This window comes from Demequina pelophila (assembly GCF_000971175.1).
Taxonomy (GTDB): Bacteria; Actinomycetota; Actinomycetes; order Actinomycetales; family Demequinaceae; genus Demequina; species Demequina pelophila.
The window spans coordinates 649,799-676,588 of the sequence record NZ_BBLY01000001.1; the positions used below are offsets into that span (position 1 = coordinate 649,799).

A 26,790-nucleotide genomic window follows, 5' to 3' on the forward strand; every position below is an offset into this window, starting at 1 on the left:
CCAGGCGCATCAAAGTGCCGGGTGCATCAAGGGCCGGGGCGCACCCAGGGGCAATCCCCACCAACCGCCGCGCGTCAGACGGGCCGCGTGTGCTCGATCGCGGCGTGCGCCATCGATTCCAGGCGCGACAGGGCCCGCAGGTACTTCTTGCGATACCCACCCCGCATCATCTCGGGCGTGAACACCTCCGTCAGCGGGACCCCGGACGCCAGCAGCACCACGTTGCGGTCGTACAGACGGTCCACCAGCGCCACCAGGCGCAGCGCCTGGTTCTGGTCGCCGAGCGGCTCGGCATCATCGATCGCGACGGCACGCAGCCCATCGACGTACGCCCCATACCGGCTCGGGTGCACCTGCGCGAGGTCCTCGATGAGGTCCGCCCACGCCACGCGGACCGTGCCGTCCGTGGCCGCCAGCGCGTCGAGGTCGGCGGACGTGGCCGGGGGCGGGAACTCGAGGTCGCCGCGGTGCCGGTAGTCGGGTCCGTCGATGCGCACCGTGTCGAACAGGGCCGCCACGGCCTGGATCTCGCGCCGGAAGTCCTCGGCGGCGAATCGCCCCTCGCCCAGGGCGTCCGGCAGCGTGTTGGAGGTTGCGGCCACGTCGACGCCCGCGTCCGTGAGCTCGCGCATCAGCCGCGCCATGATGAGCGTGTCGCCGGGGTCGTCGAGCTCGAACTCGTCGATGCAGACCACCTCGAACCGGCCCAGGGCCGCCCGCGCGGCCGCGAAGCCCAGCGCCCCCACGAGGTTCGTGTACTCGACGAAGGTGCCGAACGCCGCGCGCTCCCCCACGGCGAACGCCAGCGCCGCGAGCAGGTGGGTCTTGCCCACGCCGAAGCCACCGTCCAGGTACAGGCCGCTCCCCTGCGCGGCACCGCTGCGGCTCCGCCCGCGGCCCGACCACCACGAGCGCCGCAGGTGCGGCGCCGCGAACTCGCGAACCCGGGCCAGCGCATCGGCCTGCGAGGGGTGCGCCGGGTCGGGACGGTAGGAGTCGAACGACGCCTCCGCGAAGTGCGGGGGCGGCACGAGCGCCGCGATGAGCTCGTCCGGCGTGAGCACGGGCCGCCTGCCCACCAAGGTGAGGGTCACGCGCGCCAGCCTAGCGCCAGGCTCCTAGCAGGCAACATGCAACGCGGCGACGAGGCCAACCCCCGCACCGACCCCTCAGAAGCCCGTCGCCGTGTACTCGGGATAGTGGCGCTTGTACTTCCGGTAGTGGTTGAGCGTCATGCCCCACACCGCGACCATGCGCCGCAGCGCCCGGTCCGCGGGCGACATGAGCGGGCGCGCCAACGCCCGGATCGCGGCCCCCTCGACCCGCCGACGCAGCTCCACGTCGGGAAGGTACCGCAGCAGCAGCCGCACCGGCACCACCGTGTACAGCACCTCGCGGTCGACGCGCACCGGCTCGATCGCGCGCCCCTCGAGGTCCGCCACGACGTGCTCGGCGACGTTCGCGCCGGCCGCCGTGACGTACCAGTTGTTGCGGCCGATGCGCGGGTTGACCTCGAAGAACACGTGTCGCCCCGTGCGCGGGTCGAGTTTGAAGTCCGCGTTCGCAAAGCCCCGGTAGTCGATGTGCTCGAGGTAGCGGCTCATCGCGTCCATCGCGTCCGCGTACGGCTCCGTGAGGATCGCGGCGGGGATGCCGAGCGTGCCCGGCGTGTGCTCCTCGAGCAGCACCCGGCCCGTGGCGAGCAGCGTGACACGTCCCTGGGCCGAGCGGTACGCCGTGAGCGAGCGCATGTGGGTCTCGTCGCCGGGGATGAACTCCTGGAACAGGAACGTGCCCGTGAAGCCGGCGCCCGCGAGCTTCGCGATGAGCGCGTCGACCTCCTCGCGCGAGTCGAGGTGGTGCACCTTGAGCTTCCCGGCGAACTCGACGTAGTGGTACTCGGCGCTCGAGCTCGGCTTGCCCACCACGGGGAAGGTGAGGGCGTCGAGGGCGGCGGCCGTCGCATCGTCCACCCCGTCGCCGGGCCGCACGTGAACCGTGGCCGGCACCGGGATGCCGAGTGCCTCGCAGTCCTGCTGGAACCGCTCCTTCGAGGACACCCGGTCGAAGTTGTCGGCCGAGCACAGGGCGATGTCGAACAGCGGCTCGAGCCGATCCCGGTTCGCGTTGATCATGCCCACGTACCAGTCGGCGTTCGTGAGCAGGACGCGCCGCGACGACGGGTGATCGGCGGCGACCTGCTCGAGGGCGGCCACCAGGGCGGCCTCGTCCTCGACGTCCGCGACGCGCACCTCGGCGAGACGGGAGGCCTCGAACGGGCGCGTCACCACCTTCGCAAGGACCACCGAGGTCGCCCCGAAGGCCTCGTGGAAGGCGCGCACCATCGCGTACGCGCCGATGTCCCCACCGACGACGACAGGAAGGATCGTCACGCCTCGACCTCCGTGCGGTCCCCGGACCACTCCGTGTGGAAGGTGCCCTCGACGTCGATGCGCTGATACGTGTGGGCACCGAAGAAGTCGCGCTGGCCCTGGATGAGCGCGGCCGGCAGTCGCTCGGCGCGCAGGGAGTCGTAGTACGCGAGCGACGAGGCGAAGGCCGGCGCCGGAATGCCCGTCAGCGCGGCCTGCGACACCACGCGACGCCAGGCCGGCACGCCTCCCGCCACCTCGGCGGCGAAGTACAGGTCGACGAGCAGGGTGGGCAGGCCCGCGTCGCGCGTGAACGCCTCCGTGATGCGGTCGAGGAAGCGCGCCCGGATGATGCAGCCCGCCCGCCAGATGCGCGCCATGTCGCCCAGCGCGATGTCCCACCCGAACTCGTCGGAGGCCGCGCGGATCTGGTCGAATCCCTGCGCGTAGGCGACCACCTTCGAGGCGTACAGCGCGAGCCGCACGTCCTCGATGAAGGCGGCCTCGTCGGCGACGGCGAACTCGACGGTCGCCCCGGGGAGCACGCCCCTCGCCGCCTCGCGCTGCGCCGTCTGGGAGGAGATCGCGCGGGCGAAGGTCGCCTCGGCGATGCCGGTGACCGGAACCCCGAGGTCCAGGGCGCTCTTCACGGTCCAGCGCCCCGTGCCCTTCTGCCCGGCCTGGTCCTTGATGACGTCCACGAGCGCCGCGCCGGTGCGCGCGTCCGTCTGGCGCAGCACCTCGGCCGTGATCTCGATGAGGTAGGACTGCAGGTCGCCCCGGTTCCACTCGGCGAAGATGTCCGCGATGCGTGCCGGGGTCAGGCCCAGGCCCTGGCGGAGCAGGTCGTATGCCTCGCCGATGAGCTGCATGTCCGCATACTCGATGCCGTTGTGGACCATCTTGACGAAGTGGCCGGCGCCGTCGGGGCCCACGTGGGTGCAGCAGGGCGTGCCGTCCTCGGCCTTCGCCGCGATCGCCTCGAGCATGGGTCCCAGGGTCGCGTAGGACTCGGCGGGGCCGCCCGGCATGATCGAGGGGCCGAGCAGCGCCCCCTCCTCGCCGCCCGACACGCCGGATCCCACGAAGTGCAGGCCGCGCGCCGCGAGGGTCTTCTCGCGGCGCATCGTGTCCGTGTACAGCGCGTTGCCGGCATCGACGACGATGTCGCCCGGCTCGAGCAGCTCCGTGAGCTGGTCGATGACCGCGTCTGTGGGTCCGCCCGCCTTGACCATCACCACCACGGTGCGCGGCCGCGCCAGCGCCCCCACGAAGTCCTCGAGGGTCTCGCACGCCACGAACTCTCCCTCGTCCCCGTGCTCCGCGATGAGCGAGTGCATCCGCTCGACCGAGCGGTTGTGAACCGCCACCGTGTAGCCGTGCCGCGCGAAGTTGCGCGCGAGGTTGCGGCCCATCACCGCGAGGCCGGTGACGCCGATCTGTGCTGCGGGCATGGAACATCCTTCTTCAGGGGCGTGGGACTCCCCCAGCCTAGACGCACGCGGGTGCCGCCCCGGGGACGACGCACGGGCCGGGTGGCGCGCGCCGGTCCGCCGCTCGCGCGCGCCCCGGGCTTAGGCTCAGGGTTATGACCAGGGACATCGCTGAGGCACCCGCGGACTTCCGCGACGCCCTCATGTCCCTGCGCGAGGCGCCGACGCATCCGCGCGTCACCCTCACCGAGGTGCCCGCGCCGTCACGGATTGCCCCCTTCGCCGCCGCCATCAGCGGCGAGATCGACGCCCCCACCGAGGCCTCGGGCCGGTTCGTCGTGCTTCACGACCCGGCCGGCCAGCCCGCCTGGGAAGGGACGATGCGCGTGGTCGCCCTCGTCAAGGCCCAGGTCGAGCCCGAGGTGGGCCGGGACGAGCTGTGGGGGGACGTCGCCTGGTCCTGGCTCGAGGACGCGCTCGCGGGGGTCCCGCATCGTGCCCGGGGCGGAACCGTCACCAAGGTGACGTCGACCGCCTACGGCGACCTCGCGGACCGCCCGGACGAGGTGCACGTGGAGATCCGCGTGTCCTGGACCCCGACCACGACCGACCTGGCGCCGCATATCGCGGCCTGGACCCAGCTGATGGCCGCCTGCGCCGGGATGCCTCCCGCACCCGAGGGCGTGACCGTGCTGCCCGAGAGGAACATGTGACCGACGCACCCGACGAGAACCTCGACGCGACGCTGGAGGACGAGGCCGGTGACGAGCCGGGGGACGATGCGCCCGTCGCCACCCCGTTGACCGAGCCCGCGGGTGGGGTCCCCGACATCATCGACACCCCCGAGGCCCTCGCCGCCGCGTGCGAGGCCTTTGCCGTCGGCACCGGCCCCGTGGCCGCCGACGCCGAGCGCGCCTCCGGCTTCCGCTACGGCCAGACCACCTACCTGGCCCAGTTCAAGCGCGAGGGCGCGGGCATCGCGCTCATCGACACGGCGGCCCTGCCCGACCTGTCGGCCTTCGGCGAGGCGCTCGGCGACGCCGAGTGGGTCTTCCACGCCGCGAGCCAGGACCTGCCCGGCATGCGCGAGCTGGGCATGAACCCCGCCAAGGTGTTCGACACCGAGCTCGCGGCCCGGATCATGGGCTGGCCCAAGGTGGGCCTGGCGGCCGTCGTCGAGCGGGAGTTGGGCTTCGCGCTCGCCAAGGAGCACTCCGCGCAGGACTGGTCGCAGCGGCCCCTGCCCCACGCATGGCTCGTCTACGCGGCGCTCGACGTCGAGGTGCTGCTCGACCTGCGCGACGGCCTCCACCGGCACCTCACCGCGGCCGGCAAGCTCGAGTGGGCGGAGCAGGAGTTCGAGGCGGTCCGTCTCGCCCCGCCGCCCGAGCCGCGCGTCGACCCATGGCGGCGCACCTCCGGCTCCCACCAGGTGCGCGATCAGCGCGGCCTCGCCATCGTCAAGGCGCTGTGGGAGGCCCGCGACGCCGAGGCGCAGCGCCGCGACGTCTCCCCCGGCCGGGTGCTGCGCGACCAGGCGATCGTCGCCGCCGCCCAGGCCAAGCCCGACTCGCTCGAGGCGCTGCTCGCTGTGCGGGAGTTCCAGTCCAAGGGCACCCGCCGCCGCGCCGCGCAATGGTACGCGGCCGTCGAGGAAGCCATGGCGCTCGGCGAGAGGCGCCTCCCGGCACGTCGGGCGCCCCAGGGCGACGGCCCGCCGCAGCAGCGGATGTGGAAGGACAAGCGGCCCGAGGCGTTCGCGCGGCTGAGCGCCGCGAAGGCCAGAATCGGCGACCTGTCCGACCGGCACGAGGTGCCCGCTGAGAACCTGCTGCAGCCCGACGCGATGCGGCGCACCTGCTGGGAGTACCCCGGCGAGGGCGGCGAATCCTGGATCCGGAGCTTCCTCGCCGGCCGCGGGGCCCGGGCGTGGCAGATCGACCTCACAGCGCCCGCGCTCGCGGAGGCCTTCGAGTCGGCGGCCGCGCTCACGGCGGCGGCCTCGGAGTCCCAGGAGGGCTGACGCCGGCCCCGTCGTCCCGGGGTGGGGCCCACATCACCGGTCCACGCCGCTCGCCGGCCCGCTCGGATCACTGGTCCACACCGCTCACCGGTCCGTTCAGATCACTGGTCCACACGGCCATCGGCGTGTCGCCCGGCGTGTCGGGGCAACGGCGCTCGACACGCCGACGACACGCCCGTTCGTGTGTGGAGCAGTGACCTCGGCCGTGCTCCGGCGCGACCTCAGTCCCGCGCCAGCGCCGCCAGCGCCGTGTCCGCGATCGCCGACGGGTCGAGCCCGATCCGATCGATCACCTGTGCGCGCGACGCGTGCTGCAGGAACTCCCTCGGCACCCCGTGGTGCGACCACTGCGCACGCGCGCCCGCGAGACGCGCGAAGGCCGCCCACTCCTCGCCAATGCCGGCGTCCGTGAGCCCGTCCTCGACCGTCACCACGAGCTCCGCGCCCGAGATCAGTTCCAGCAGGCCCCCGGGCACCGGGTGCACCCAGGTGGCCGAGGCCGCCAGCACATCCAGCCCCTCGGCCGCGAGCTTCTCCGCGACCGACACCGCCGTGCCCGCCATCGAACCGAGCCCCATCACCACGACAGACGCGTCGCCCCCGTAGGACGCCAGCACGTCGAGGTCCCCCACCGACCGCACCGCCGGCAGCGGCGCCGCCACGGCACCCTTCGGATACCGGACCACCGTGGGTGCGTCGGAGACGTCGAGCGCCTCCCGGAACGCCCGCCGCAGGCTCGGCTCGTCGCGCGGCGCCGCGAGCCGCAGCCCCGGCACGTGCCGCAGCAGGGCCATGTCCCACATGCCGTTGTGGCTGGGTCCGTCGTCACCGGTGATGCCGGCGCGGTCGAGCATGAACGTCACCCCGGCGCCGTGCAGCGCCACGTCCATGAGGACCTGATCGAAGGCGCGGTTGAGGAACGTCGCGTACACCGCGACCACCGGGTGCATGCCGGCGAACGCGAGCCCGGCCGCGGAGGTGACCGCGTGCTGCTCGGCGATGCCCACGTCGATGACCCGTGACGGGTACCTGTCCGCGAGCGGCTGCAGGCCCACCGGCGCCAGCATCGCGGCCGTGAGCGCGACCACGTCGGGACGCTCCTCGGCGACCTTCACGATCTCGTCGGCGAACACGGACGTCCACCCGAACCGCGACGGCTCGATGGGCAGCCCCGTCTCGGGGTGGATCTTCCCCACGGCGTGGAAGCGGTCGGCCACGTGCTGCTCCGCCGGCGTATAGCCCCGGCCCTTCTCGGTGAGCACGTGCACGATGACGGGCTCCCCGTAGTCCCGCGCCTGCGCGAGGGCATGCTCGATGTGTGCGATGTTGTGGCCGTCGACGGGGCCCACGTATTTCAGCCCCAGATCCGCGAAGATGCTCGGCTCCTGCAGCAGCCCCTTGAGGGCGCGCTTGCCGTGCATGACGGAGCGGTACGCGAAGTTGCGGAACCGCCCGCGGCCCGCGAAGGTGCGCTTGCCCCAGCCCAGGAAGCTCTCGTAGCGCCGGTCCACGCGGATCCCGTCGAGCTTGCGCGCCAGGCCGCCGATCGTGGGCGCGTACGACCTTCCGTTGTCGTTGACCACGATGACCACCCGGTCCCGCGACCCCGCGAGGCCGTTCAGCGCCTCCCAGGCCATGCCACCGGTGAGGGCGCCGTCGCCGATCACGGCGACCGTGCATCGGTCCTCCTCACCCCGCAGGGTGTGGCCGCGCGCGATCCCCGCCGCCCACGACACGGCCGTGGAGGCGTGCGAGTTCTCGACGATGTCGTGGTCCGACTCCTCGCGCGACGGGTAGCCGGCGAGGCCGCCCCGCTTGCGCAGGGTCGAGAAGTCCTGGCGCCCCGTGAGCAGCTTGTGCACGTAGCTCTGGTGGCCGGTGTCGAAGACGATGCTGTCGCGCGGCGACTCGAAGACGCGGTGGATGCCCATGGTGAGCTCGACCACACCCAGGTTGGGTCCCAGGTGGCCGCCCGTGCGCGAGACGGTGTCGACCAGGAAGCCGCGGATCTCCGCCGCAAGCTCGTCGAGCTCGGCGGGCGTCAGCGCCTGCAGGTCGGCCGGGGACCCGATGCGCTCCAGCACACGTTCTCCTCACTGTCGGGGGTTGCTCCACTGTACGCGCCGCCGCACCAGGCACAGCGCAAGGCCGGTCCCGGGGACGATGCGGTGGCCGCCCCCGGGACCGGAAGGCCCCACGTTCCCGCTCAGCCCTTGACGAGCGAGCGCAGCACGTACTGCAGGATGCCGCCGTTGCGGAAGTAGTCCGCCTCGCCGGGGGTATCGATGCGGACCACCGCGTCGAAGGCCACCTCGGAACCGTCGGCCTTGACCGCACGGACCGGCAGGGTCCGCGGGTGCTCGCCCGCGCTAAACGCCGCGACGCCCGTGATGTCGAACGTCTCGGTGCCGTCGAGGCCCAGCGACGCCGCCGACTCCCCCGCCGGGAACTGCAGCGGCAGCACGCCCATTCCGATGAGGTTCGAGCGGTGGATGCGCTCGAAGCTCTCCGTGATGACCGCACGCACGCCCAGCAGCGCGGTGCCCTTGGCCGCCCAGTCGCGCGACGAGCCCGAGCCGTACTCCTTGCCCGCGAGCACGACCAGAGGCACGCCAGCCTCCGCGTAGGCCACCGACGCGTCGTAGATGGAGGTCTGCTCGCCCGAGAGGTGGTCGAGCGTGAAGCCGCCCTCGACCCCGGCACCGTCATTCGCGTCGGCCAGCAGCAGGTTGCGCAGGCGGATGTTCGCGAAGGTACCGCGGATCATCACCTCGTGGTTGCCGCGACGCGACCCGTACGAGTTGAAGTCGCGACGCTCCACGCCGTGCTCGGCGAGGTAGCGGCCGGCCGGGCTGTCGGGCTTGATCGAGCCCGCCGGGGAGATGTGATCCGTGGTGACCGAGTCGCCCAGCAGCGCCAGCACGCGGGCGCCCACCACGTCCTCCACGGCCTCGGGCTCGAGGCCCATGCCCTCGAAGTACGGGGGCTTGCGCACGTACGTCGACTCGCCGTCCCAGGCGAAGGTGTCGCCGTCGGGCGTGGGCAGGGTCTGCCACCGCTGGTCGCCCGCGAAGACGTCCGCATAGTCCTTCTCGAACATCTCCTGGGTGATGGAGGTGCCCACGATCTCCTCGACCTCGGCCGCGGACGGCCAGATGTCGCGCAGGTACACGTCGTTGCCATCCGAGTCCTGGCCCAGCGGGTCGGTCTCGAAGTCGTGGTCCATGGTGCCGGCCAGCGCGTAGGCGATGACCAGCGGCGGCGACGCGAGGTAGTTCATCTTCACGTCGGGGTTGATGCGGCCCTCGAAGTTGCGGTTGCCGGACAGCACCGAGACGACCGCCAGGTCGTTCTCGTTGACCACGTCCGACACCTCCTGCGGCAGCGGACCCGAGTTGCCGATGCACGTGGTGCAGCCGTAGCCCACCAGGTGGAAGCCGAGCGCCTCGAGGTCGGGCCACAGGCCCGCCTTCTCGTAGTAGTCGGTGACCACCTGGGAGCCGGGCGCCATCGACGTCTTCACCCAGGGCTTGGACGCGAGCCCCCGGGCGTTCGCGTTGCGCGCGAGCAGCGCCGCCGCGAGCATGACCGACGGGTTGGAGGTGTTGGTGCACGAGGTGATCGAGGCGATCACCACGGCGCCATGGTCCAGTGCTGTCTCCGTGCCGTCGGCGAGGGTGAGCGGCGCGTGCTTGTGCGGGCGCGACTTGGTCGCGACCGGGGACGATGCGGGGGCCGGTTCCTCGCCGCCGTTCGCGTGGGCGGCGATCGGGTCGGAGGCCGGGAACGTCTCGTCGACCGACTCGTCGAGTCCGTGGAGGTCCTCGTGCTTCGCGTAGTCGAGGACCGAGCGGCCGAAGGAGGCCTTCGCGTCCGTGAGTTCGATGCGGTCCTGGGGGCGCTTGGGGCCGGCGATCGAGGGCACCACGGTCGACAGGTCCAGCTCGAGGTACTCGGAGTAGGCCGCCTCCCGCGAGGGGTCGTGCCACAGGCCCTGGAGCTTCGTGTACTCCTCGACCAGCGCCACCTGGTCGTCGCTGCGGCCCGTGAGGCGCAGGTAGTCGAGCGTGACCTGGTCGATGGGGAAGATCGCGGCCGTCGAGCCGAATTCGGGGCTCATGTTGCCGATGGTCGCCCGGTTCGCGAGCGGCACCGCGCCCACGCCCTCGCCGTAGAACTCCACGAACTTGCCCACCACGCCGTGCTGGCGGAGCATCTGCGTGATGGTGAGCACCACGTCGGTCGCCGTGGCCCCGGCCGGGATCGCGCCGGTGAGCTTGAAGCCCACCACCCGCGGGATGAGCATCGACACCGGCTGGCCGAGCATCGCGGCCTCCGCCTCGATGCCGCCCACGCCCCACCCCAGGACGCCCAGGCCGTTGATCATGGTGGTGTGGGAGTCGGTGCCCACGCACGAGTCGGGGTACGCCTGGGTGGCCGCGCCCGCGACCTCGCGGGTCATCACGCCGCGCGCGAGGTACTCGAGGTTGACCTGGTGGACGATTCCCGTGCCCGGGGGCACCACCTTGAAGTTGTCGAAGGCCGTCTGGCCCCAGCGCAGGAACTGGTAGCGCTCGCGGTTGCGCTCGTACTCGAGGTCGGTGTTGCGCTCGAGCGCGTCGCGGCGGCCGAACACGTCGATGACGACGGAGTGATCGATCACCATCTCCGCCGGCGCCAGCGGGTTGATGACGGTCGGGTCGCCGCCCAGCTCCTCGACGGCCTCGCGCATCGTGGCCAGGTCGACCACGCAGGGCACGCCGGTGAAGTCCTGCATCACCACGCGGGCCGGCGTGAACTGGATCTCCGTGTCCGGGTCCGCGGCCGGGTCCCACGACGCGAGGGCGTGCACGTGGTCGGCGGTGATGTTCGCGCCGTCCTCGGTGCGCAGCAGCGCCTCCGCGAGGATCTTGAGCGAGTACGGGAGCCGCTCCAGACCAGGGACCGCATCGAGGCGATAGACCTCGTAGTCCTTCTCTCCGACGGTGAGCGTGGACTTGGATCCCAGGGTGTTCGCGGACATGCGTCTCCTCCGTGGTTCGGGGTCTCCCAGCAGCGGGTCTGCGGTCATACTATCGGCCGCCACAACAAGGTCAGCGCCGCCGCGACGCAGAACTATGCAGGTATTTCGCGGGGCGATTCCGCCGCATCGGTCGGGCCGGCCCCACGGAATCCGCAGGACCGGAAACCTTCCGCCGGGGCGAGCGCGCGGCCGCTCCCGCGCCCCGACCGGCGCGCCGGCGCTCCCCTGGTCCCGCGCGCACCTGCCTGCGCGACCCTGCTTGCGCGAACCCACTTGCGCGACCCTGCCCTCGCGCGAACCCACTTGCGCGACCCCGCTTGCGCGCGAACCTACTCCCGCACGAACGTCGCGACCGTCTCCACGTGGTGCGTCATGGGGAACAGGTCGAAGGCCTGCGCCTCGTCGAGCGCGTAGCCCCGCTCGGCCAGCAGCGCCGTGTCGCGCGCCAGCGCCACCGGGTCGCACGCCACGTACACGAGCCGCTCCGCGCCCACCGGGACCAGCGCGTCGAGCGTCTTCCGGCCCGCCCCCGCGCGGGGCGGGTCGAGCACGACGGCCTCCGCGCCCTGGCCCTCGACCAGGGACCTCCGCACGTCCCCGTGGACGATGCTCGCGGTCGGCAGGTCGTGGACGTTGCGACGGGCGTCGCGCGCCGCCCGGGGGTCCGCCTCGATCGCGGTGACGGCGCGGCCCTGCGAGGCCAGCGGGACCGTGAACAGGCCCGCACCCGCGTAGAGGTCGAGCACGCTCCGCGCCTCTCCCACCCGGTCGAGGACCGCGCCCACGAGCGTCGCGGGCGCCTCCCGGTGCACCTGCCAGAACCCGCCGACGTCGAGTTGGTACCCCCACTCGCCGTGGGTGGTCGCCACCCGCTCGCGCACGCGGCGCGGCGCGTTGTCGCGCCGGTCCGCCCGGCCGCCCTTCCACGGGGCGCCGTCGACCAGCACGCGCGCCGGTCCCTCGCCGCCCGGTGCCACGGCCTGGACCCGCGCGCCGGCGGGGAACCGGCCGCCCAGCAGCGCCTCCTCCACGGGCCCGCACGCGATGGGCAGCGAGTCCAGCGCCAGCAGCGCATCGGAGCGGTACCCATGCATGGCCGCGCGGCCCTCGGCGTCGGCCGTGGCCGTGGCGCGCGTGCGCCACCCCAACCCGGCCCGCGCATCGTCCCCCGCGGCCGCGGCCACCTCACCCGGGAAGTCCCGGTGCGCGAACCGCTCGAAGGCCTCCCGCAGGATCCGGAGCTTCCACGCCCGCTGGGCCGGCAGCGCCACGTGGCCCAGCTCGCCGCCGCCCACGCCTCCCGGCCCGGCCTCGGGCCACGGCGACGCGACGCGGTCGGGAGACTCCTCCAGAATCTCCACCGCATCGGCCCGCCAGAAGCGGTCGCTCTCCCCCGCCTCGGTGAGCCGCGCCCGCACCCGCTCGCCGGGGATCGCGTGCCGGACGAAGACCACGCGGCCCTCGTGCCGCGCGACGCAGTGGCCGCCGTGGGCGGGGGCGCCCACCTCGAGCTCGATCAGGTCCGGGTCACCGGTCACGGTGGGCCTCCTTCGCCACGTGCGCCTCCTCCGCCACGACGGGCACCTCCGCCGTCTCGGTGTCGAGCACGTCGCGCGCCGACTCGAGGTGCCACGGCACCGCCGAGACCACCACCTGTGGGATCTCGAGCAGCCGGTCGCGCAGGCGCATCGAGGCGCGGTTGTGCAGGAAGCGCTCCCACCAGCGGCCCACGATGTACTCGGGCACGTAGACGACCACCATGTCGCGCGGCGACTCGCGGTGGATGCCGCGCACGTGGTCGAGCACCGGCCCCACGAGGTCGCGGTACGGCGAGTCGAGGATGACGAGCGGCAGGCCCAGCCCCAGGGTGCCCCAGCGCCGCTGGATGCCCTTGGTGGTGTCCTTGTCGATCTGCACGGTGACGGCCTCGAGCGACGAGTGCCGCGCCGCCTTCGCGTAGGCGATGGCCCGCAGCGCGGGACGATGCAGCTGGGCCACGAGCACCACGCCGTGCGTGGCGGAGGGACGCGCCCCGGCGCGGTCGTCCTTCTCGATGGCGAGCTGCTGCGCCACGTTGGCGTAGTGGCGCGAGATGCCGTGCATGAGCACCACGAGCGCGGCGATGAGCAGCAGCGCGAACCATGCGCCGGCGCCGAAGTTGAAGACCGCGACCACGATCCACACCAGCGCAGCCACGGCGGCGGCGGCGCCGTGCAGCACGCGGGTGCCCCGCATGCGCATCCGTGCGCTACCGCTGGGCTGGAGCGCGATCCGCGCGCTCTGGAGGCGGAACATCGCGACCTGGCTCAGCACGATCGCGGCGAAGGCCCCGATGAGGTACATGTGGATGAGCTGCTGGACGCGCGCGCCCGTGAGGAGGATCAGCAGCGCCGAGGCCCCCGCGACCCACAGCACGCCGCCGCGGAACACCAGGCGGTCCGACTGCTGGGCGAGCTGGCGCGGCAGGTAGGAGTCGCGGGCGAGCAGCGAGGTGAGGCGCGAGAAGCGGCGGAACACCGCCGTCGCGGCGGCGTAGAGGATCGCGACCGTGGGCAGCGCGACCAGCCACGCCGCCGCCGGGTTGTCGAAGATACGCTCGGTCGCCTGCAGGAGCACCGGGCCCTTCTGCCAGCCCGAGACGCGGTAGCGCCACACCATGAGCGTGACCGCGAGGAAGGCCGCGGCGCCCACGAGCACCGCGATGACCAGCGTGCGGCCCGCCCGCTTGGCGCGCGGCGCCAGGTGGTACGGACCCGAGGAGGCCAGGTGCTCGATGCCGGTGACCATGACGGCGCCGGAGGCGATCGCGCCGGCGAAGGCGAACAGCGTCGACAGGCTGGCGTCGGGCGGGTTCCCGGGTGCGATCTCCTCGCCGAGGCGGGCGATGCCGCCGGCGAAGGCCACCGAGATGACCAGCAGGAACCCGAACCACACCCCGAAGAGCAGGCGCGTGCGCTCGCGGAAGCCGCGCAGGCTCGCCATGGTCATGATGGCGATCGCGACCAGCGCGATCTGGACGTGGTAGCCGGAGGTGCCCGGGACGAGGAAGTCGAGGTACTCGGCGATCGCGGCCACGGACACGGCCACCGTGAAGATGTAGTCGACCAGCAGCGACGCCCCGGTGACCACGCCCGCGGAGCGTCCCAGCCGGTCCCGGACCAGTCCGTAGTCGCCGCGCTCGTCGGGACGCTTGCGGACGTTCGAACGGTAGGCCGCGGCGAGCAGCGCCATGATCGCGACCACGCCGAGCGCCATCCACGGCAGGGCCGCCTGCTGGCCGCCGCGCCGCAGGGCGTCGATGACGGCGTCGGGCGCGTACGCCACGGTCGACAGGAGGCTCGCGCCGAAGACCCCGATGGCCAGGCGCGAGGGCAGCCGCAGGGGCTGGGCGGTGTCGGACGCGATGGGCCGCCCGAAGACCAGCAGTTTCAGCCGCTCGACAATCCCTCGCACGTCGCACCATCCTAGGGGGGAAGGGGTATACCGTGGGTCTCCGTGCACATCGTCATCATGGGCTGCGGCCGCACGGGAGCGAACCTCGCCACCGAGTTCGAGTCCCGCGGGCACACCGTGGCCGTCATCGATCGGCAGGGTGACTCGTTCCGCCGGCTGCCGTCCACCTTCGAAGGCCAGCGGATCACCGGCGTCGGATTCGACCGCGACACGCTCGTGTCGGCGGGCGTCGAGGACGCTTACGGCTTCGCGGCGGTGTCCGACGGCGACAACTCCAACATCCTCGCGGCGCGCGTGGTGCGGGAGACCTACGGCGTCGACAACGTGGTGGCCCGCATCGCCGACTCGGGCCGCGCGGCGGTCTACAGCCGCCTGGGCATCTCCACGGTCGCGCCGGTGCCCTGGACCACGTCGCAGATCGTCTCGAGGCTCCTTCCCGGAGGCACCGACTCGCTCTACGCGGACCCCTCGTCGGGCGTGAGCATGCGGCGCCTCGTCGTGCATGCCGGCTGGGTGGGTCGCCGCTATGCGGATCTCGAGTCCGCCGCCGGCGCGCGCGTCGCCTACGCGGTGCGCTTCGGCGAGCCGCTGCTGGTCTCCGCCGACACGCTCGTCCAGGACGGCGACGAGGCCTACTTCATCCTGCTCGACGTCCGCCGCGACGATGCGATGCGCATCATCGGGCGCTCCCCGGAGGTGACCGAATGAAGGTGCTGATCGCCGGAGCCGGCTCGGTTGGCCGCTCGATCGCGCACGACCTGCTCGAGCACGGCCACGAGGTGCTGCTGGTCGACAACAACCCGGCGGCGATGCGCGTCGCGCAGGTGGCCGAGGCCGAGTGGATGCTCGCCGACGTGTGCGAGCTGTCCGCGCTCAAGGAGGCCGAGGTCGACGCCATGGACGTCGTCGTCGCCGCCACCGGCGACGACAAGGTCAACCTGGTCGTGTCGTTCCTGTGCCGCACCGAGTTCGGCGTGCCGCGCACCGTCGCCCGCGTCAACAACCCCCGCAACGAGTGGATGTTCGACTCCCAGTGGGGCGTCGACGTCGCCGTCTCGACGCCGCGCATCATGACCGCAATGGTCGAGGAGGCCGTGGCCGTGGGCGACCTGGTCCGCGTCTTCACCTTCCGCCAGTCGGGCGCCTCGATGGTCGAGGTCACGCTGCCGCCGTCGTCGCCCATGGTCGGCGTGCCGCTGCGCGAGGTTCAGTGGCCCGTCGACGTGGTGCTCGCCTGCATCATCCGGGGCGACCGCACGCTCGCCCCGTCCCCCGACGACACCCTCGAGGCGCACGACGAACTGCTGTTCATCGTGTCGTCGGAGGCGGAGCCTGACTCCCTCGAGCATCTTCTGCGCCACGGGCCAGCAGCCATACGCCCCACAGCGTGAGCGCGAACAGCGGCAGGCCCATCGCAAGCTTCGCCGTGCCCAGCGCCGCGACGGCGCCGGCCAGGTAGAGCGGCACCTGCACCGCGAGCCGCAGCGCGAACATCGCGGCGAGCACCGCCGAGGCCAGCTGGTAGCGCCGCACCAGCGGCCGGTCGGCGCGCCAGTGGGTGCCCTCGCCCCGGATGAGGCCCATGACCACGCCCACGATGGGCCAGCCGACCAGCATCGACACGAGGATCCCCGCGAGGTAGCCGGCGTTGAGCCACAGTCCAGGCACGTAGTAGTCCGACGGGTCGCCCGAGCGCCACGCCCACACCGCGCCGATCGCCACGCCCACCGCGCCCGACAGCGCCTGGGTGACGGGCGTGCGCTGGATGAGGCGGATCAGCACCATGACGACCATGACGGCCGCGGCCGCGATCACGGGGATGCGGAAGCCGCCCGCCGTGAGGTACGCGACCACGAACACGACGCCCGGCGCCGAGGACTCGAGGAATCCCCGCCAGCCCCCGATCGCCTCGTGCAGGGAGAAGGTCTCGCCGCCCAACAGGCGGCCCGCGCCGGTCGCGGCGGCGGGATTCGGGGAGTCGTGCGGGGACGATGCGGGGGTCGCCTCCGCCTCGCCGGCGGGCGACGTTGCGGGATTCGCCTCCCCGGCGGGGGACGCTCCGGGAGCCACCTCCCCGGCGGGGGACGATGCGGCGGTCGCCTCGGCGTCCCGGTCGTCGCTCACGGGGCCACCAGCTCGTATCGGGGGTTGTACAGGCGCGGCAGCGACTCGGTCGCGCAGATCCGGCCCTCGACGGCCAGCCAGCGGCCGGGCTCGATGCCCGGCACCTCGCGTCGGCCCATGAAGACGGCGTCGACGCGGCCCGAGCCGTCGTCGATCCTGACGGTGAAGGCGGGCGCGACGTCCGAGGGCTCGACCTGGATGGCGACCACGCGGCCCTTGACGCGGGCCACGTCGCGTCCCTGCAGGGAGTCGATCGCGACCGTGTCGATCACGAGGTGCCCGTCGAGCCGAAGCCGCCGTCGCCGCGGACCGAATCCGGCAGCTCCTCGACCTCGACGAAGTCCGCGGTCTCGACCCGCTGGATCACCAACTGGGCGATGCGGTCGCCGCGGCGCAGGGTCACGGGGGCCGCGGCATCGGTGTTGAGCAGGGTCACGGCGATCTCGCCGCGGTAGCCCGCGTCCACGGTGCCGGGTGCGTTCACCACGGTGATGCCGTGGCGGGCCGCGAGGCCGGAGCGCGGGTGCACGAAGGCGGCGAATCCCTCGGGGAGCGCGATGCGCAGGCCCGTGGGGACCGTCGCCCGCTCCCCCGGCGCGAGCGTCACGTCGACGCGCGTCGAGATGTCCGCGCCCGCGTCACCGGGGTGGCTGTACTGCGGGAGCCGGATGCCCGGCTCCGTCGCGGCGACCAGGATCCGAGCGGACATTCAGGCCGCGCACTCCGAGCAGATGGGCTGGTCGTTCTTGAAGCTCGCCAACTGGCTGCGGTGGTGCACCAGGAAGCAGGACATGCACGTGAACTCGTCCTGCTGGGCGGGCAGCACGCGCACCGAGAGCTCCTCGCCGGAGAGGTCGGCACCGGGCAGCTCGAAGCCCTCGGCCGCCTCCGTCTCGTCCTCGTCGACCACGCCCGAGGACTTGTCGGCACGACGGGCCTTGAGCTCCTCGATCGAGTCGGCCGAGATCTCGTCGTCGGTCTTGCGCGGGGCGTCGTAATCCTGAGCCATGCGGGTGTCGGTTCCTTCCACGGGGCCTGTGGGTGAATCAATGCTTCGGGGTGCTCGTGTGTTCCCACCGGGCGGAGGCATTCTGCACTATTCCCGGCGCTCGCGCGACCCCGACCCACGCACGGGCGTGTCTCGGCGTTTCCTGCATGCGGTGCCGGATGGCCCCGCGTCACCGCGGGTGGGCGGCCCTCGTCGGCGGCCCCTGGACCACCCAGGACTACCCAGGACCACCCGGCAGCGCCCGTGATCCTGCCCCCCGGGCCGGCCGTCGGGCCCGGCCGTCGGAACTACAGGCCCCCGGCGCCCGCCGCCACCAGGGCGTCCCGCACCGCGTCCCACCGGTCCGCCGCGGCCGCCACGAGCATCGTCCCGTCGGCCGGACCGCCGTCGAGCCCGGCGACCCGCACGCCCGCCTCCGTCGCGATGAGGGCGCCCGCCGCGAAGTCCCACGGCTTGAGCCCGTTCTCGTAATAGGCGTCGACCAGGCCGGCGGCGACGTGGCACAGGTCCACGGACGCCGATCCCAACCGTCGCACGTCCCGCACCCGCGGCAGCAGGGCCGCGAGCACGCGCGCCTGGGCGGCGCGGCGCTCCGCGACGTAGCCGAACCCGGTCGCCACCAGCGTGCCGCCCAGTTCGGGCCCGCCGTCGCGCGCGATCCGCTCGCCGTTGCGCCATGCCCCTCGCCCGCGGGCCGCGCTCCACAGGTCGCCCGCGCCGGTCGCCACCGCTCCCGCCTCGATGGTCCACTCGCGCGGGTCCGGGCTGCCCGACACCGCCGCGATCGACACGGAATAGTGCGGAATGCCGTAGAGGTAGTTGACGGTCCCGTCGATCGGGTCGACCACCCAGGTGATGCCCGAGGTGCCCACTACGTCGTCGCCCTCCTCGCCCAGGATCCCGTCGTCGGGCCGGAGCGCGGCGAGGCGCTCGCGCACGAGCGTCTCCGCCGCTACGTCCATCTGGGTGACGATGTCGACGTCCGACGTCTTGGTGTGCGCGACCTCCGCTCCGGCACGGCCATCGATGATGAGCCTGGCCGCCTCCGCGGCGATCGACTGGGCGGTCTCGAGCAGGGCGGCGGTCTCCGTCATGCGGCCATCCTAGGAGCGGGGCCTCGCCGGACCGGTCCGAGCGCCGTTCCTGCCCCAGGAGCCCGCGGGCCCGGAGCGGCGCTCGAGACCACGGCCCCCTCCGGCACGGGACGAAACCGACACGCCCGGCGCGGCGCTCCGGGAGGCCCGGGTCCCCCGTGGCAACCTGAGTCCATGACGCGCCTTTCCCTCGTCGGCCCCTCGGACGACGGCCTCCACCTGGTCGTGGCCTCCGAGTCGGGCGACCGCTTCGAGCTCCCCCTGACCGATGAGCTGCGCCACGCGGTCCGCTACACGCGGCCCTCGACGCGCGCCTCCGAGTCGACCCGGACGCCGGGCTGGCCCGGTGCGTCCCAGGAGGAGGCCGACGCCCCGTCGCTGTCGCCGCGCGAGATCCAGCAGCGCATCCGCGGCGGCCTCAACGCCGCGGAGCTGTCGGAGCTCACCGGCATCCCCGCCTCGGCCATCGAGAAGTACGAGGGCCCGGTGCTCGCCGAGCGCCAGTACATCGGGGAGCTCGCGCAGCAGACGCGCATCGGCCGCGACCCCAGCTCCCCGCAGCTGGGCGAGCTGGTCACCGACCGACTGGCGGCCCGCGGCGTCGACCCCGAGACCGTGGTGTGGGAGGCCTGGCGCGAGATCGACGAGCCGTGGCGCGTGGCCGCCGACTATCACGTCTCCGGCCGCTCCGTGCGCGCTGTGTGGGCCTTCGACCACTCCGCGCGGACCGTGACCGCCGAGGACGAGGAGGCGCGCTGGCTCTCCGAGACGGAGCTGCTCGACGTCCCGATCCCGCGTCGTCACCTCAGCGCGGTGCGCGACACGGACCCGAACGCGCCCCTCGCCGAGTCGCGCCCCCTCGTGCCGGTCGACGCCCCGACCGGGTCGTCCGCGACCGCCGTCCCCGGGGACGATGCACCTGCGTCGGTGGAGCAGATGAACGCCAGGGCCGACGCGGCGGACGACGCCCCGGCCGCCGGCGGCCACCTGGACGACGCAGGCATCCTGCCCGGTCCCCCGTCGCTGCCCGATTCCGCCTCCTTCGACGACGCTGCTTCCTTCGACGACGCTGCCTCCTTTGACAACACCGTGCCCGCGCGCTCCTCGGCGGCGCCCTCCGGCACGGCGTCCTCCCCCGCCCGCGCCGTCGCCGAGCCCAGCGCCACCGAGCTCCTGCTCGAGGGCCTCGAGCTCAAGCGCGGCACCCGCGAGCAGGTCGCCGACGACGAGGACGATGACGACGACGAGGCGTTCGAGGGCTTCGGTCCCGCCCAGCGCGCCCGCCGCGGCGACGCCGCGTTCCGTGCCGCCGGTTCCGACAAGGCTGCCGGTGCATCGTCCACGGGGCCGCGGACCAAGCCGACCGCCCGTGTCGAGGACATGCACGCCGAGCCGCTCATCGAGGCGCCCGCGGAGACCGGCGAGGTCGAGCGGCGTGCCCGCCGCGGCCGCGCCTCGGTGCCCAGCTGGGACGAGATCGTCTTCGGCGCGAGGAACGACCAGGGCTGATCAGCGCCCGCCGCCCGCGACCACGAGCGGCACCTCGAGTTCCTCGGGCGTGAGCGAGCCGTGCACGCCCACGAGTCCGATCGCCTGAGGCGACTGCGTCCGTGAGTCCACCACGGTGGCGCGCCCCGTCATGGGCACGATCACGTCGCCCAGCCGCTCGCGCACATGCGGGCTGACCGGGCCCACGAGCCCCGACTCGATCAACTCGTCCCGCGTCGCGACGACGGCGTGCGTGCCGAGCGTCTCCGACCACCGCGCGGCGACCGCGTCGGCGGTGTCGGCCGCGGTGTGCAGGTGGAGCATGCGCGGCTCCCCCGCGACCAGCTCGACGTCCCGCGCGAGGGCGGGAGTCGACGCGACGTCCCACCGGGGCGCCCCGGTGACGTCGACCATCCCGTGATCGGCGGTCATGATCATCGCCGCGCCCCGCGGGAGACCTGCCTCGAGCCGGCGCAGGTCGGCGTCGGTCTCCTCGAGCGCCGCCACCCAGGCGTCGGACTGCCAGCCGTGACGGTGGCCCACCGCGTCGATCTCGCCCCAGTACAGGTAGGTGAGCCCGGGACGGCGCGCCTTGGCCAGGGCGGTTCCCACCCGCGCTCCCAGCGCATCGGCCCCGATGAACTCGCCGCCCGCCAGCGCGGCGCGCGTGAGTCCCGAACCCTCGAAGCGGGGCTTGCCGAGCGTCGTCACCGCGAGGCCGGCGGCCTCGGCGGCGGCCAGCAGGGATGGCTCTCGCTGCCACTCGTCGGGGTCGTCGGCGCCCTCCCACGAGACCAGGTTGGCGAGCCCGCCCGTGCGCGGATTGCGCGCGGAGTAGCCCGTCATGCCGGTCGCACCCGCGGCGCGCCCCGTGCCGAACAGCGCGAGCGAGGTCGCCGTGGTGGTGGGGAATCCCGCGGTCAGGGTGCCCGTCATCGCGTTGCGCAGGTAGGGCGCGTGCCCGCGTCGCGCCTCGATGAGGTGCCGGCCCAGCCCGTCGACCACGACGGCCACGACGTGGTCGGCCGCGCCCAGGCCCAGCCGCGCGCGGTCCGCCTCGGCATCCCGGCCGGGCACCGCATCGGCGATCCCGAGCGCCGCCAGCGCCGCCGGCAGCACCGCGCCCACCTCGCGGCCCCCGTAGTCGGGGACGGACAGGCCCGCCGCGGCGAGCCGGCCGGTCAGTGTCACCGAGCCGTGCCGACCGCGCCCTGCAGCACGATCGCGAAGTCCTGGAGGGCGCGGATCGAGTCGGCGCCGTCGGCGATAAGGCTGACGCGCACCAGAATGTCGTCGCCGGTCATGTTGCCGGTGTAGCCGTGGTCGGCCTCGCAGCTCTCGTCGCCGCAGGTGGCGGGCTCGAGGTCGATGCGCGAGTGGACGGAGCCGCCGACCGCGAGGACGAGCTCGTGCGGGAGGTCGTGCTCGGTGAAGTGCTCGGGCTCGTGGATCACGTGCGTCATCGCGGTGTTGCGGATCGCGCCCAGCGCGGTGGTCTCGACGGTCGCGGAGGCCTCGTGCCCGCCCTCGGCGGTGTGGCCGGCGCCGTCGTCGATGTGGACGCGGAGCAGGCGCGACTCCGTGATCACGAGCACGGTCATGTGGCGGCGGACCTCGCGATCGTCGAACGTCGTCTCGGCATGCACGAAGTGGGCGCGCACCTTCTCCGTGCCGATCGCGGTGCGCAGCACCGACCAGGCGAGCGCGGGATAGTAGCCCGCCGAGCGGACCGCCTTCTCGAGTGACGTGGACATGCCCGCTATTGTCTCACCCTTGCAGGAAGCGGCCGCGTGCCGATGTGGACGCGGCGCACGCGCTCACGGACGGCCTCCGCGTGGCAGGCGGCGGATGTCCCACGTGTGCGGGACAATACGGGCTGGACCGGACGGAACGAGGTGGAGCATGGCGGACGCGCCCGACACGCAGATCGTCGACATCGACGTGAGCGCGGAGATGGAGGCGTCGTTCCTCGAGTACGCGTACTCGGTGATCTACTCGCGCGCCCTGCCCGACGCGCGCGACGGGCTCAAGCCCGTGCAGCGGCGCATCGTCTATCAAGCCCAGGAGATGGGGGTGCGGCCCGACCGGCCGTACGTGAAGTCGGCGCGCATCGTCGGTGAGGTGATGGGAAAGCTCCACCCCCACGGCGACTCCGCGATCTACGACGCCCTGGTGCGCATGGCCCAGCCGTGGGCGCTGCGCCTGCCGCTCATCGACGGCCACGGCAACTTCGGCTCGCTCGACGACGGCCCCGCGGCCTCCCGCTACACCGAGGCCCGCCTCGCGCCGGCCTCCCTCGCGCTCACCGCGGACCTCGACGAGGACGTCGTCGACTTCGTCCCCAACTACGACAACAAGCTCCAGCAGCCCTCGGCGCTGCCCGCCGCGATCCCCAATCTGCTGGTCAACGGCGCCACGGGCATCGCGGTCGGCATGGCCACCAACATGGCCCCGCACAACCTGGTCGAGGTCGTCTCGGCGGCCCGCCACCTGCTCGACAACCCCAGGGCGACGCTCGACGAGCTCATGCGCTTCGTCCCCGGCCCCGACCTGCCCTCCGGCGGCAAGATCGTCGGGCTCGACGGCGTGCGCGAGGCCTACGAGTCCGGCCGCGGCAAGTTCACCACCCGCGCCACCACCCGCATCGAGAAGGTCACCGCACGCCGCCAGGGCATCGTGGTCACCGAGCTGCCGTACATGGTGGGCCCGGAGAAGGTCATCGAGAAGATCAAGGACGGCGTCACCGCGAAGAAGCTCGAGGGCATCTCCGCGGTCACCGACCTCACCGACCGTCACCACGGCCTGCGCCTGGTCATCGAGATCAAGAACGGCTTCAACCCCGAGGCCGTGCTCGAGAAGCTCTACAGGCACACGCCGCTCGAGGACTCCTTCTCCATCAACGCCGTCGCCCTCGTCGAGGGCCAGCCGCGCACCCTGGGCCTGCGCGAGCTGCTCAAGGTCTGGGTGGACCACCGCGTCACCGTGGTGCGGCGGCGCTCCGAGTACCGCCTCAAGGCCCGCAAGGACCGCCTCCACCTGGTCGACGGCCTGCTCGTCGCGATCCTCGACATCGACGAGGTCATCCAGATCATCCGCGCCGCGGACGATGCGTCGATCGCCCGGGAGCGCCTGCGCACCGCCTTCGACCTGTCGGAGATCCAGGCCGAGTACATCCTCGAGCTGCGTCTGCGCCGCCTCACCAAGTTCTCCCGCCTCGAGCTGGAGAACGAGAAGTCCGAGCTGCTCGCCCAGATCGCCGAGCTCGAGGAGATCCTCGGCTCCGAGTCGGTGCTGCGGTCCCTCGTGGGCCGCGAGATGGAGGCCGCGGCCGCCGAGCACGGCACGCCCCGCCGCACCATCCTGCTCGCCGACGGCGGCGCGCTCTCCCCCGCCACCCCGGCGGCGGGAGCCAAGGCGCCCGCGCTGTCGCTCGAGATCGAGGACAGCCCCTGCTACGCGCTGCTGTCGACCACCGGGCTCGTCGCCCGCACCGCCGAGGACGTCGCCCCCGAGCGCGACGGACGCCGCTCCCCGCACGACGCGCTGCGCTCCGTGGTCCACGCCTCGGCCCGCGCCGACGTCGGCGTCGTGACCACCGGCGGGCGCATCGTGCGCCTGTCGCTGCTCGAGGTGCCCGCGCTCGCTCCCACCTCGGAGCCGCCGTCGCTGGGCGGCGGCACCCCGGTCGCGCAGCTGGTCGCGCTTGAGCGCGGCGAGGAGATCGTGGGGCTCGTCCCGCTCGACGGCGCCGCTCCCCTGGCGCTCGCCACGGCGGGCGGCGTGGTCAAGCGCGTGCGCGCGGACGACCTCCCCAACCGCGACGAGTGGGAGGCCATCTCCCTCGACGACGGCGACGCCGTCGTGGGTGCGGGCGTCGCGCCCGACGGCACGGACCTCATCCTCATCGCCGACGACGCGCAGCTGCTCCACTTCGACGCCTCGCTCGTGCGCCCGCAGGGCCGCGCCGGCGGCGGCATCGCCGGTATCAAGCTGGGCGCCGGCGCGCGCGTGATCTTCTTCGGTGCGGTGCCGGTCGGCACCGAGGCGGTCGTGGCGACCGTCGCGGGCCCCTCGGACGCCCTGCCCGGAACCGCGGCCGGGTCCGCCAAGTGGACACCGCTCGAGGAGTACCCGACCAAGGGTCGCGCCACCGGTGGCGTGCGCGCGCATCGGTTCCTCAAGGGCGAGGACGCGCTGCTCCTCGCCTGGGCGGGCCCCGCGCCGGCGCGCGCGAGCTCGGGTGCGGGTCAGCCGCTGGACCTGCCGGAGGAGGCCGGACGACGCGACGGCTCGGGGGCCGCGATGCCGGCGCCGGTGGCCGGGCTGGGCTGAGCCGGGACGCGGCTCGGTCGGAACGGGGCTGGGCTGAGCCGGGTCGCGGCTCGGCCGGATAGGGGCCGTATCGGATCGCTGCTCGGTCGATTCGGGCCTGGCTGAGCCGGGTCGCGGCTCGGTCGGAACGGGGCCGCGTCGGATCGGGAGAGGGACACCCGGCGGCAACCCGCGCATCGTCCCCCGTCGGCCCGCAGGCCCCTCAGCCTCCCAGGCCCGGGGTCCCCGGCTCCTCGATGATCGCGTCGCGGTTGCGCCCCTCGCGCAGCCGCACGCCGTCGCCCACGAGCAGCACGTCGCCCCGGAAGAACCGCAGCAGCCACAGGACCGCGTCGACGTTCGCGTCGTGCGCGAAACGCACCGGCTCGGCCGCGTCCTCGCGCTCCGAGCGCCGCCCGATCACGTCCAGCACCGAGTGCACCGCAAGCGTGTACCTGCCCCGGATGACGTGCTCGAGAGGCCGCGTGGCCTTCCGGTACCGCACCTTCAGGCCCTGGCCGCCGGCCTCGACATCCGCGCGATGCCCCACCTCGGCGGTGCGGCGCACGTACAGACCCTTGCGGGGGACGATGCGGTCGACGCCCACGCCCCGCCGCATCGCGATCTCGATCGCGAAGGCGAGCCCCCAGCCCGATGCCTCGCCCGTGTTGGAGAACACGGCGACGTCGCCCTCAACCTCGCGGTCGCGCAACACGAGCACCGCGACGGTCGCGTGGCCGTTCTCGTGCGCGTCGACGGCGCCCGTGACCGCGGCGGTGAGGAAGGCACGGCGTCGATGCGGCTCGGGAACCGCCAGCAGCACGCACCCCGCGTCGGTCGCGCGCACCATGGCCTCGCGCACCTCGCCCCGCACCACGCCACCGTCGACCACCTCGATGTCGGGCCGCAGCGCACGGAACCGCGCCGTGGCGTCCGACAGCGCATCGGAGGTGTACAGCACCAGAGTCTTCGCGGCGGTGGCGACCCGGGCGGCGGCGCGGTCGCTCAACAGGTGGCCGTCCATCACCGCGATGCGGCGCGTGCGCTCCAGGACCGAATCGGGCACCGTCGTCACCCCCGCTCGTACGACCACTTGGGATCGGTGAGCAGCTTCGCGATCACCAGGCCCACCATGATCGACATCATCACCAGCACCACCTCGAGCATCGCGCCGATCGCATCGTTGTAGCGGGCCTCGTTGGCGCTCACCACGGACTGGAAGGCGAGCACCCCGGGGATCATCACCAGGACCGCCGGGACGGACAGCGTGATGTGGGGCCAGCGGGTGCGCCGCGACGCGAGAGCCGCGAGCACGCCGACGATCACGCATGCGATGACGGTGGCGGCCTGCAGCATCATGCCCTCGTCGACCAGGAAGCGGCGCAGCGTGTTCGCGACCATCCCGATCGCCGCCGCGGTCACCGCGAGGCGGCCCGGCGAGTTGAACATCAGCGCGAAGCCCAGCACGCCCACGAAGCTCGCGAGGGCGGTGAGCCCCAGGTGCTCGACCAGCGGCAGCGGCAACGGCTCGCGCACCTCCGTGCTGAGCGAGCCGACGAGCGTCATGCCCCACACGGACAGCGCGGCGCCCACCGTCATCATCGTTCCGAAGATGAGCCGTTGCGTGCCCGCAGACAGATCGAGCCGCGCCATGTCGAGCGCGCCCGTGATGAGCGGGAATCCGGGCAGCAGGAACAGCACGCACGCGATGTAGCCCGACGCGTGCACGTCCACCGAGGAGCCCGCGATGCTGTACACGCCCACCGATCCCAGGTAGATGGCGCAGGCGAGCGCCGCCGCGAGCATCGTGGTGCCGAAGGGGTTGAAGTGACGGTGGTGGAGCCACCGGCGCAGGAACTGCCCCAGGGTCGCGGCGAGGAACACCGCGATCACCTCGAGGGGTCGCGCGTAGTTGAGCACCGCGAAGCCGGCGCACGCCCCGCCCGCGTAGATCGCGTTCATGACGGGCGGGTACAGGGCTGGCTTGCCCTCGATGCGGTCGAGGCGCGCGTGCACCTCCTCCACGGTGGTGGTGCCGCCCAGGTCCCGCCGCATCTGGTCGAGCGCGCCGATGCGGTCGGCGTTGACGCCGATGCTCCGGATCTCCGTCACCTCGGTGCGGAAGATCGGGCCGCGGTGCGTGGTCGCCGTGATCTCCGTCAGGGTGACGTGCGCGGAGTGCCGGTCGATGCCGAGCGAGTGCGCGACGGCGGCCATCGCCTGCTTGACGCGGTAGCTCGCGGTGCCGGACGCGAGCATCATGCGACCCATCCTGAGGATCGCGCCGGACTGGCGGATCAGGCCGACCGGCTCGAGCGAGTCCTCGGGCGCGACGGCGCGGTCGGGGGTGCCGGGCTGGTCCGGGGTGCCGGGCTGGTCCGGGGTGCCAGGTTGGTCCGGGGTGCCAGGTTGGTCCAGGGTGCCGGGCTGGTCCGGGGTGCCGGTGTGTTCGGTCATCGC

Annotated in this window: 22 protein-coding genes; 6 read left to right on the top strand and 16 right to left on the bottom strand. The window is 73.1% G+C overall.

The annotated features are described in order from the left end of the window. Positions 1-74 precede the first annotated feature (74 nt). The 3 genes from zapE to gnd all read right to left on the bottom strand — a co-directional run bounded on the left by zapE (position 75) and on the right by gnd (position 3,826). Complete coding sequence (zapE, locus tag AOM03_RS03020; RefSeq protein ID WP_062378160.1) at positions 75-1,094, bottom strand: cell division protein ZapE; 1,020 nt, start codon at positions 1,092-1,094, stop codon at positions 75-77. Positions 1,095-1,169: 75 nt separating this feature from the next. Next, the gene (locus AOM03_RS03025) at positions 1,170-2,393 is read right to left on the bottom strand and encodes a carboxylate--amine ligase (RefSeq protein ID WP_227589865.1); all 1,224 of its coding nucleotides are present in this window, start codon (positions 2,391-2,393) and stop codon (positions 1,170-1,172) included. Further along, complete coding sequence (gene gnd / locus AOM03_RS03030; RefSeq protein WP_062378161.1) at positions 2,390-3,826, bottom strand: NADP-dependent phosphogluconate dehydrogenase; 1,437 nt, start codon at positions 3,824-3,826, stop codon at positions 2,390-2,392. The genes AOM03_RS03025 and gnd overlap by 4 nt, the downstream gene beginning before the upstream one ends. Before the next feature lie 134 nt (positions 3,827-3,960). Between gnd and AOM03_RS03035 the strand changes: the two genes are divergently transcribed. Together AOM03_RS03035 and AOM03_RS03040 are read left to right on the top strand one after the other, a co-directional pair. Further along, positions 3,961-4,518: a DUF3000 domain-containing protein gene (locus AOM03_RS03035; RefSeq protein WP_062378163.1), complete on the top strand. Its 558-nt coding sequence runs from the start codon at positions 3,961-3,963 to the stop codon at positions 4,516-4,518. Continuing rightward, complete coding sequence (locus AOM03_RS03040) at positions 4,515-5,828, top strand: HRDC domain-containing protein (protein WP_082092047.1); 1,314 nt, start codon at positions 4,515-4,517, stop codon at positions 5,826-5,828. Before AOM03_RS03035 ends, AOM03_RS03040 begins: the two co-directional genes overlap by 4 nt. Positions 5,829-6,049: 221 nt before the next feature. Here AOM03_RS03040 and dxs read toward each other — a convergent pair whose 3' ends face one another. The 4 genes from dxs to AOM03_RS03060 all read right to left on the bottom strand — a co-directional run bounded on the left by dxs (position 6,050) and on the right by AOM03_RS03060 (position 14,304). Further along, on the bottom strand, positions 6,050-7,912 hold the full coding sequence (gene dxs / locus AOM03_RS03045; RefSeq protein ID WP_062378165.1) for a 1-deoxy-D-xylulose-5-phosphate synthase: 1,863 nt from the start codon (positions 7,910-7,912) through the stop codon (positions 6,050-6,052). A 122-nt stretch (positions 7,913-8,034) separates the two neighbouring features. Further along, entirely contained in the window at positions 8,035-10,851 is a 2,817-nt protein-coding gene (gene acnA / locus AOM03_RS03050) for an aconitate hydratase AcnA (protein WP_062378167.1), read from the bottom strand. A gap of 329 nt (positions 10,852-11,180) precedes the next feature. Continuing rightward, the gene (locus tag AOM03_RS03055) at positions 11,181-12,389 is read right to left on the bottom strand and encodes a class I SAM-dependent RNA methyltransferase (RefSeq protein WP_062378169.1); all 1,209 of its coding nucleotides are present in this window, start codon (positions 12,387-12,389) and stop codon (positions 11,181-11,183) included. After that, a complete protein-coding gene (locus AOM03_RS03060) occupies positions 12,379-14,304 on the bottom strand; it encodes an APC family permease (RefSeq protein WP_062378171.1) in 1,926 nt (641 codons plus the stop codon). Before AOM03_RS03060 ends, AOM03_RS03055 begins: the two co-directional genes overlap by 11 nt. A 42-nt stretch (positions 14,305-14,346) precedes the next feature. Between AOM03_RS03060 and AOM03_RS03065 the strand changes: the two genes are divergently transcribed. Together AOM03_RS03065 and AOM03_RS03070 are read left to right on the top strand one after the other, a co-directional pair. Further along, the gene (locus AOM03_RS03065; protein WP_062378173.1) at positions 14,347-15,012 is read left to right on the top strand and encodes a potassium channel family protein; all 666 of its coding nucleotides are present in this window, start codon (positions 14,347-14,349) and stop codon (positions 15,010-15,012) included. After that, a complete protein-coding gene (locus tag AOM03_RS03070; RefSeq protein WP_062378175.1) occupies positions 15,009-15,695 on the top strand; it encodes a potassium channel family protein in 687 nt (228 codons plus the stop codon). Before AOM03_RS03065 ends, AOM03_RS03070 begins: the two co-directional genes overlap by 4 nt. On the opposite strand, the gene AOM03_RS03075 is transcribed toward AOM03_RS03070, so the two are convergent. From AOM03_RS03075 to AOM03_RS03095, 5 genes are all read right to left on the bottom strand, one after another. Next, complete coding sequence (locus AOM03_RS03075; RefSeq protein ID WP_062378177.1) at positions 15,613-16,428, bottom strand: DUF3159 domain-containing protein; 816 nt, start codon at positions 16,426-16,428, stop codon at positions 15,613-15,615. The genes AOM03_RS03070 and AOM03_RS03075 overlap by 83 nt on opposite strands. Beyond that, positions 16,425-16,700 (bottom strand): OB-fold nucleic acid binding domain-containing protein, encoded by a 276-nt coding sequence (locus tag AOM03_RS12625; RefSeq protein ID WP_062378179.1) that lies wholly within the window; start codon positions 16,698-16,700, stop codon positions 16,425-16,427. The genes AOM03_RS03075 and AOM03_RS12625 overlap by 4 nt, the downstream gene beginning before the upstream one ends. Next, positions 16,697-17,137 (bottom strand): dUTP diphosphatase, encoded by a 441-nt coding sequence (dut, locus tag AOM03_RS03085; RefSeq protein ID WP_062378181.1) that lies wholly within the window; start codon positions 17,135-17,137, stop codon positions 16,697-16,699. The genes AOM03_RS12625 and dut overlap by 4 nt, the downstream gene beginning before the upstream one ends. Next, complete coding sequence (locus AOM03_RS03090; protein ID WP_062378183.1) at positions 17,138-17,437, bottom strand: DUF4193 domain-containing protein; 300 nt, start codon at positions 17,435-17,437, stop codon at positions 17,138-17,140. A 287-nt stretch (positions 17,438-17,724) separates the two neighbouring features. Then, entirely contained in the window at positions 17,725-18,531 is an 807-nt protein-coding gene (locus tag AOM03_RS03095; RefSeq protein ID WP_062378185.1) for an inositol monophosphatase family protein, read from the bottom strand. A 174-nt stretch (positions 18,532-18,705) separates the two neighbouring features. Here AOM03_RS03095 and sepH point away from each other — a divergent pair, with 174 nt between their 5' ends. Continuing rightward, positions 18,706-20,040 (top strand): septation protein SepH, encoded by a 1,335-nt coding sequence (gene sepH / locus AOM03_RS03100; RefSeq protein WP_062378187.1) that lies wholly within the window; start codon positions 18,706-18,708, stop codon positions 20,038-20,040. On the opposite strand, the gene AOM03_RS03105 is transcribed toward sepH, so the two are convergent. Further along, the gene (locus AOM03_RS03105) at positions 20,041-21,210 is read right to left on the bottom strand and encodes an alkaline phosphatase family protein (RefSeq protein WP_062378189.1); all 1,170 of its coding nucleotides are present in this window, start codon (positions 21,208-21,210) and stop codon (positions 20,041-20,043) included. Further along, positions 21,207-21,773, bottom strand: a complete 567-nt coding sequence (locus tag AOM03_RS03110) for a DUF5998 family protein (protein WP_062378191.1) — start codon at positions 21,771-21,773, stop codon at positions 21,207-21,209. Before AOM03_RS03110 ends, AOM03_RS03105 begins: the two co-directional genes overlap by 4 nt. A 148-nt stretch (positions 21,774-21,921) precedes the next feature. Between AOM03_RS03110 and AOM03_RS03115 the strand changes: the two genes are divergently transcribed. Beyond that, positions 21,922-24,351, top strand: coding sequence for a DNA gyrase/topoisomerase IV subunit A (locus tag AOM03_RS03115; RefSeq protein WP_062378192.1), 2,430 nt, complete (start codon positions 21,922-21,924; stop codon positions 24,349-24,351). A 202-nt stretch (positions 24,352-24,553) separates the two neighbouring features. On the opposite strand, the gene AOM03_RS03120 is transcribed toward AOM03_RS03115, so the two are convergent. Then, positions 24,554-25,396, bottom strand: coding sequence for a hypothetical protein (locus AOM03_RS03120; RefSeq protein WP_156157590.1), 843 nt, complete (start codon positions 25,394-25,396; stop codon positions 24,554-24,556). A 5-nt stretch (positions 25,397-25,401) separates the two neighbouring features. After that, on the bottom strand, positions 25,402-26,787 hold the full coding sequence (locus AOM03_RS03125) for a threonine/serine exporter family protein (protein WP_082092050.1): 1,386 nt from the start codon (positions 26,785-26,787) through the stop codon (positions 25,402-25,404). Positions 26,788-26,790 lie beyond the last annotated feature (3 nt).

Excerpts from the sequence above, each read along its gene's own strand:
- gnd (WP_062378161.1), bottom strand. The coding sequence starts at position 3,826 with ATGCCCGCAGCACAGATCGGCGTCACCGGCCTCGCGGTGATGGGCCGC.
- AOM03_RS03035 (WP_062378163.1), top strand. The coding sequence starts at position 3,961 with ATGACCAGGGACATCGCTGAGGCACCCGCGGACTTCCGCGACGCCCTC.
- acnA (WP_062378167.1), bottom strand. The coding sequence starts at position 10,851 with ATGTCCGCGAACACCCTGGGATCCAAGTCCACGCTCACCGTCGGAGAG.
- AOM03_RS03070 (WP_062378175.1), top strand. The coding sequence starts at position 15,009 with ATGAAGGTGCTGATCGCCGGAGCCGGCTCGGTTGGCCGCTCGATCGCG.
- dut (WP_062378181.1), bottom strand. The coding sequence starts at position 17,137 with ATGTCCGCTCGGATCCTGGTCGCCGCGACGGAGCCGGGCATCCGGCTC.
- AOM03_RS03090 (WP_062378183.1), bottom strand. The coding sequence starts at position 17,437 with ATGGCTCAGGATTACGACGCCCCGCGCAAGACCGACGACGAGATCTCG.
- AOM03_RS03095 (WP_062378185.1), bottom strand. The coding sequence starts at position 18,531 with ATGACGGAGACCGCCGCCCTGCTCGAGACCGCCCAGTCGATCGCCGCG.
- sepH (WP_062378187.1), top strand. The coding sequence starts at position 18,706 with ATGACGCGCCTTTCCCTCGTCGGCCCCTCGGACGACGGCCTCCACCTG.
- AOM03_RS03110 (WP_062378191.1), bottom strand. The coding sequence starts at position 21,773 with ATGTCCACGTCACTCGAGAAGGCGGTCCGCTCGGCGGGCTACTATCCC.
- AOM03_RS03115 (WP_062378192.1), top strand. The coding sequence starts at position 21,922 with ATGGCGGACGCGCCCGACACGCAGATCGTCGACATCGACGTGAGCGCG.
- AOM03_RS03125 (WP_082092050.1), bottom strand. The coding sequence starts at position 26,787 with ATGACCGAACACACCGGCACCCCGGACCAGCCCGGCACCCTGGACCAA.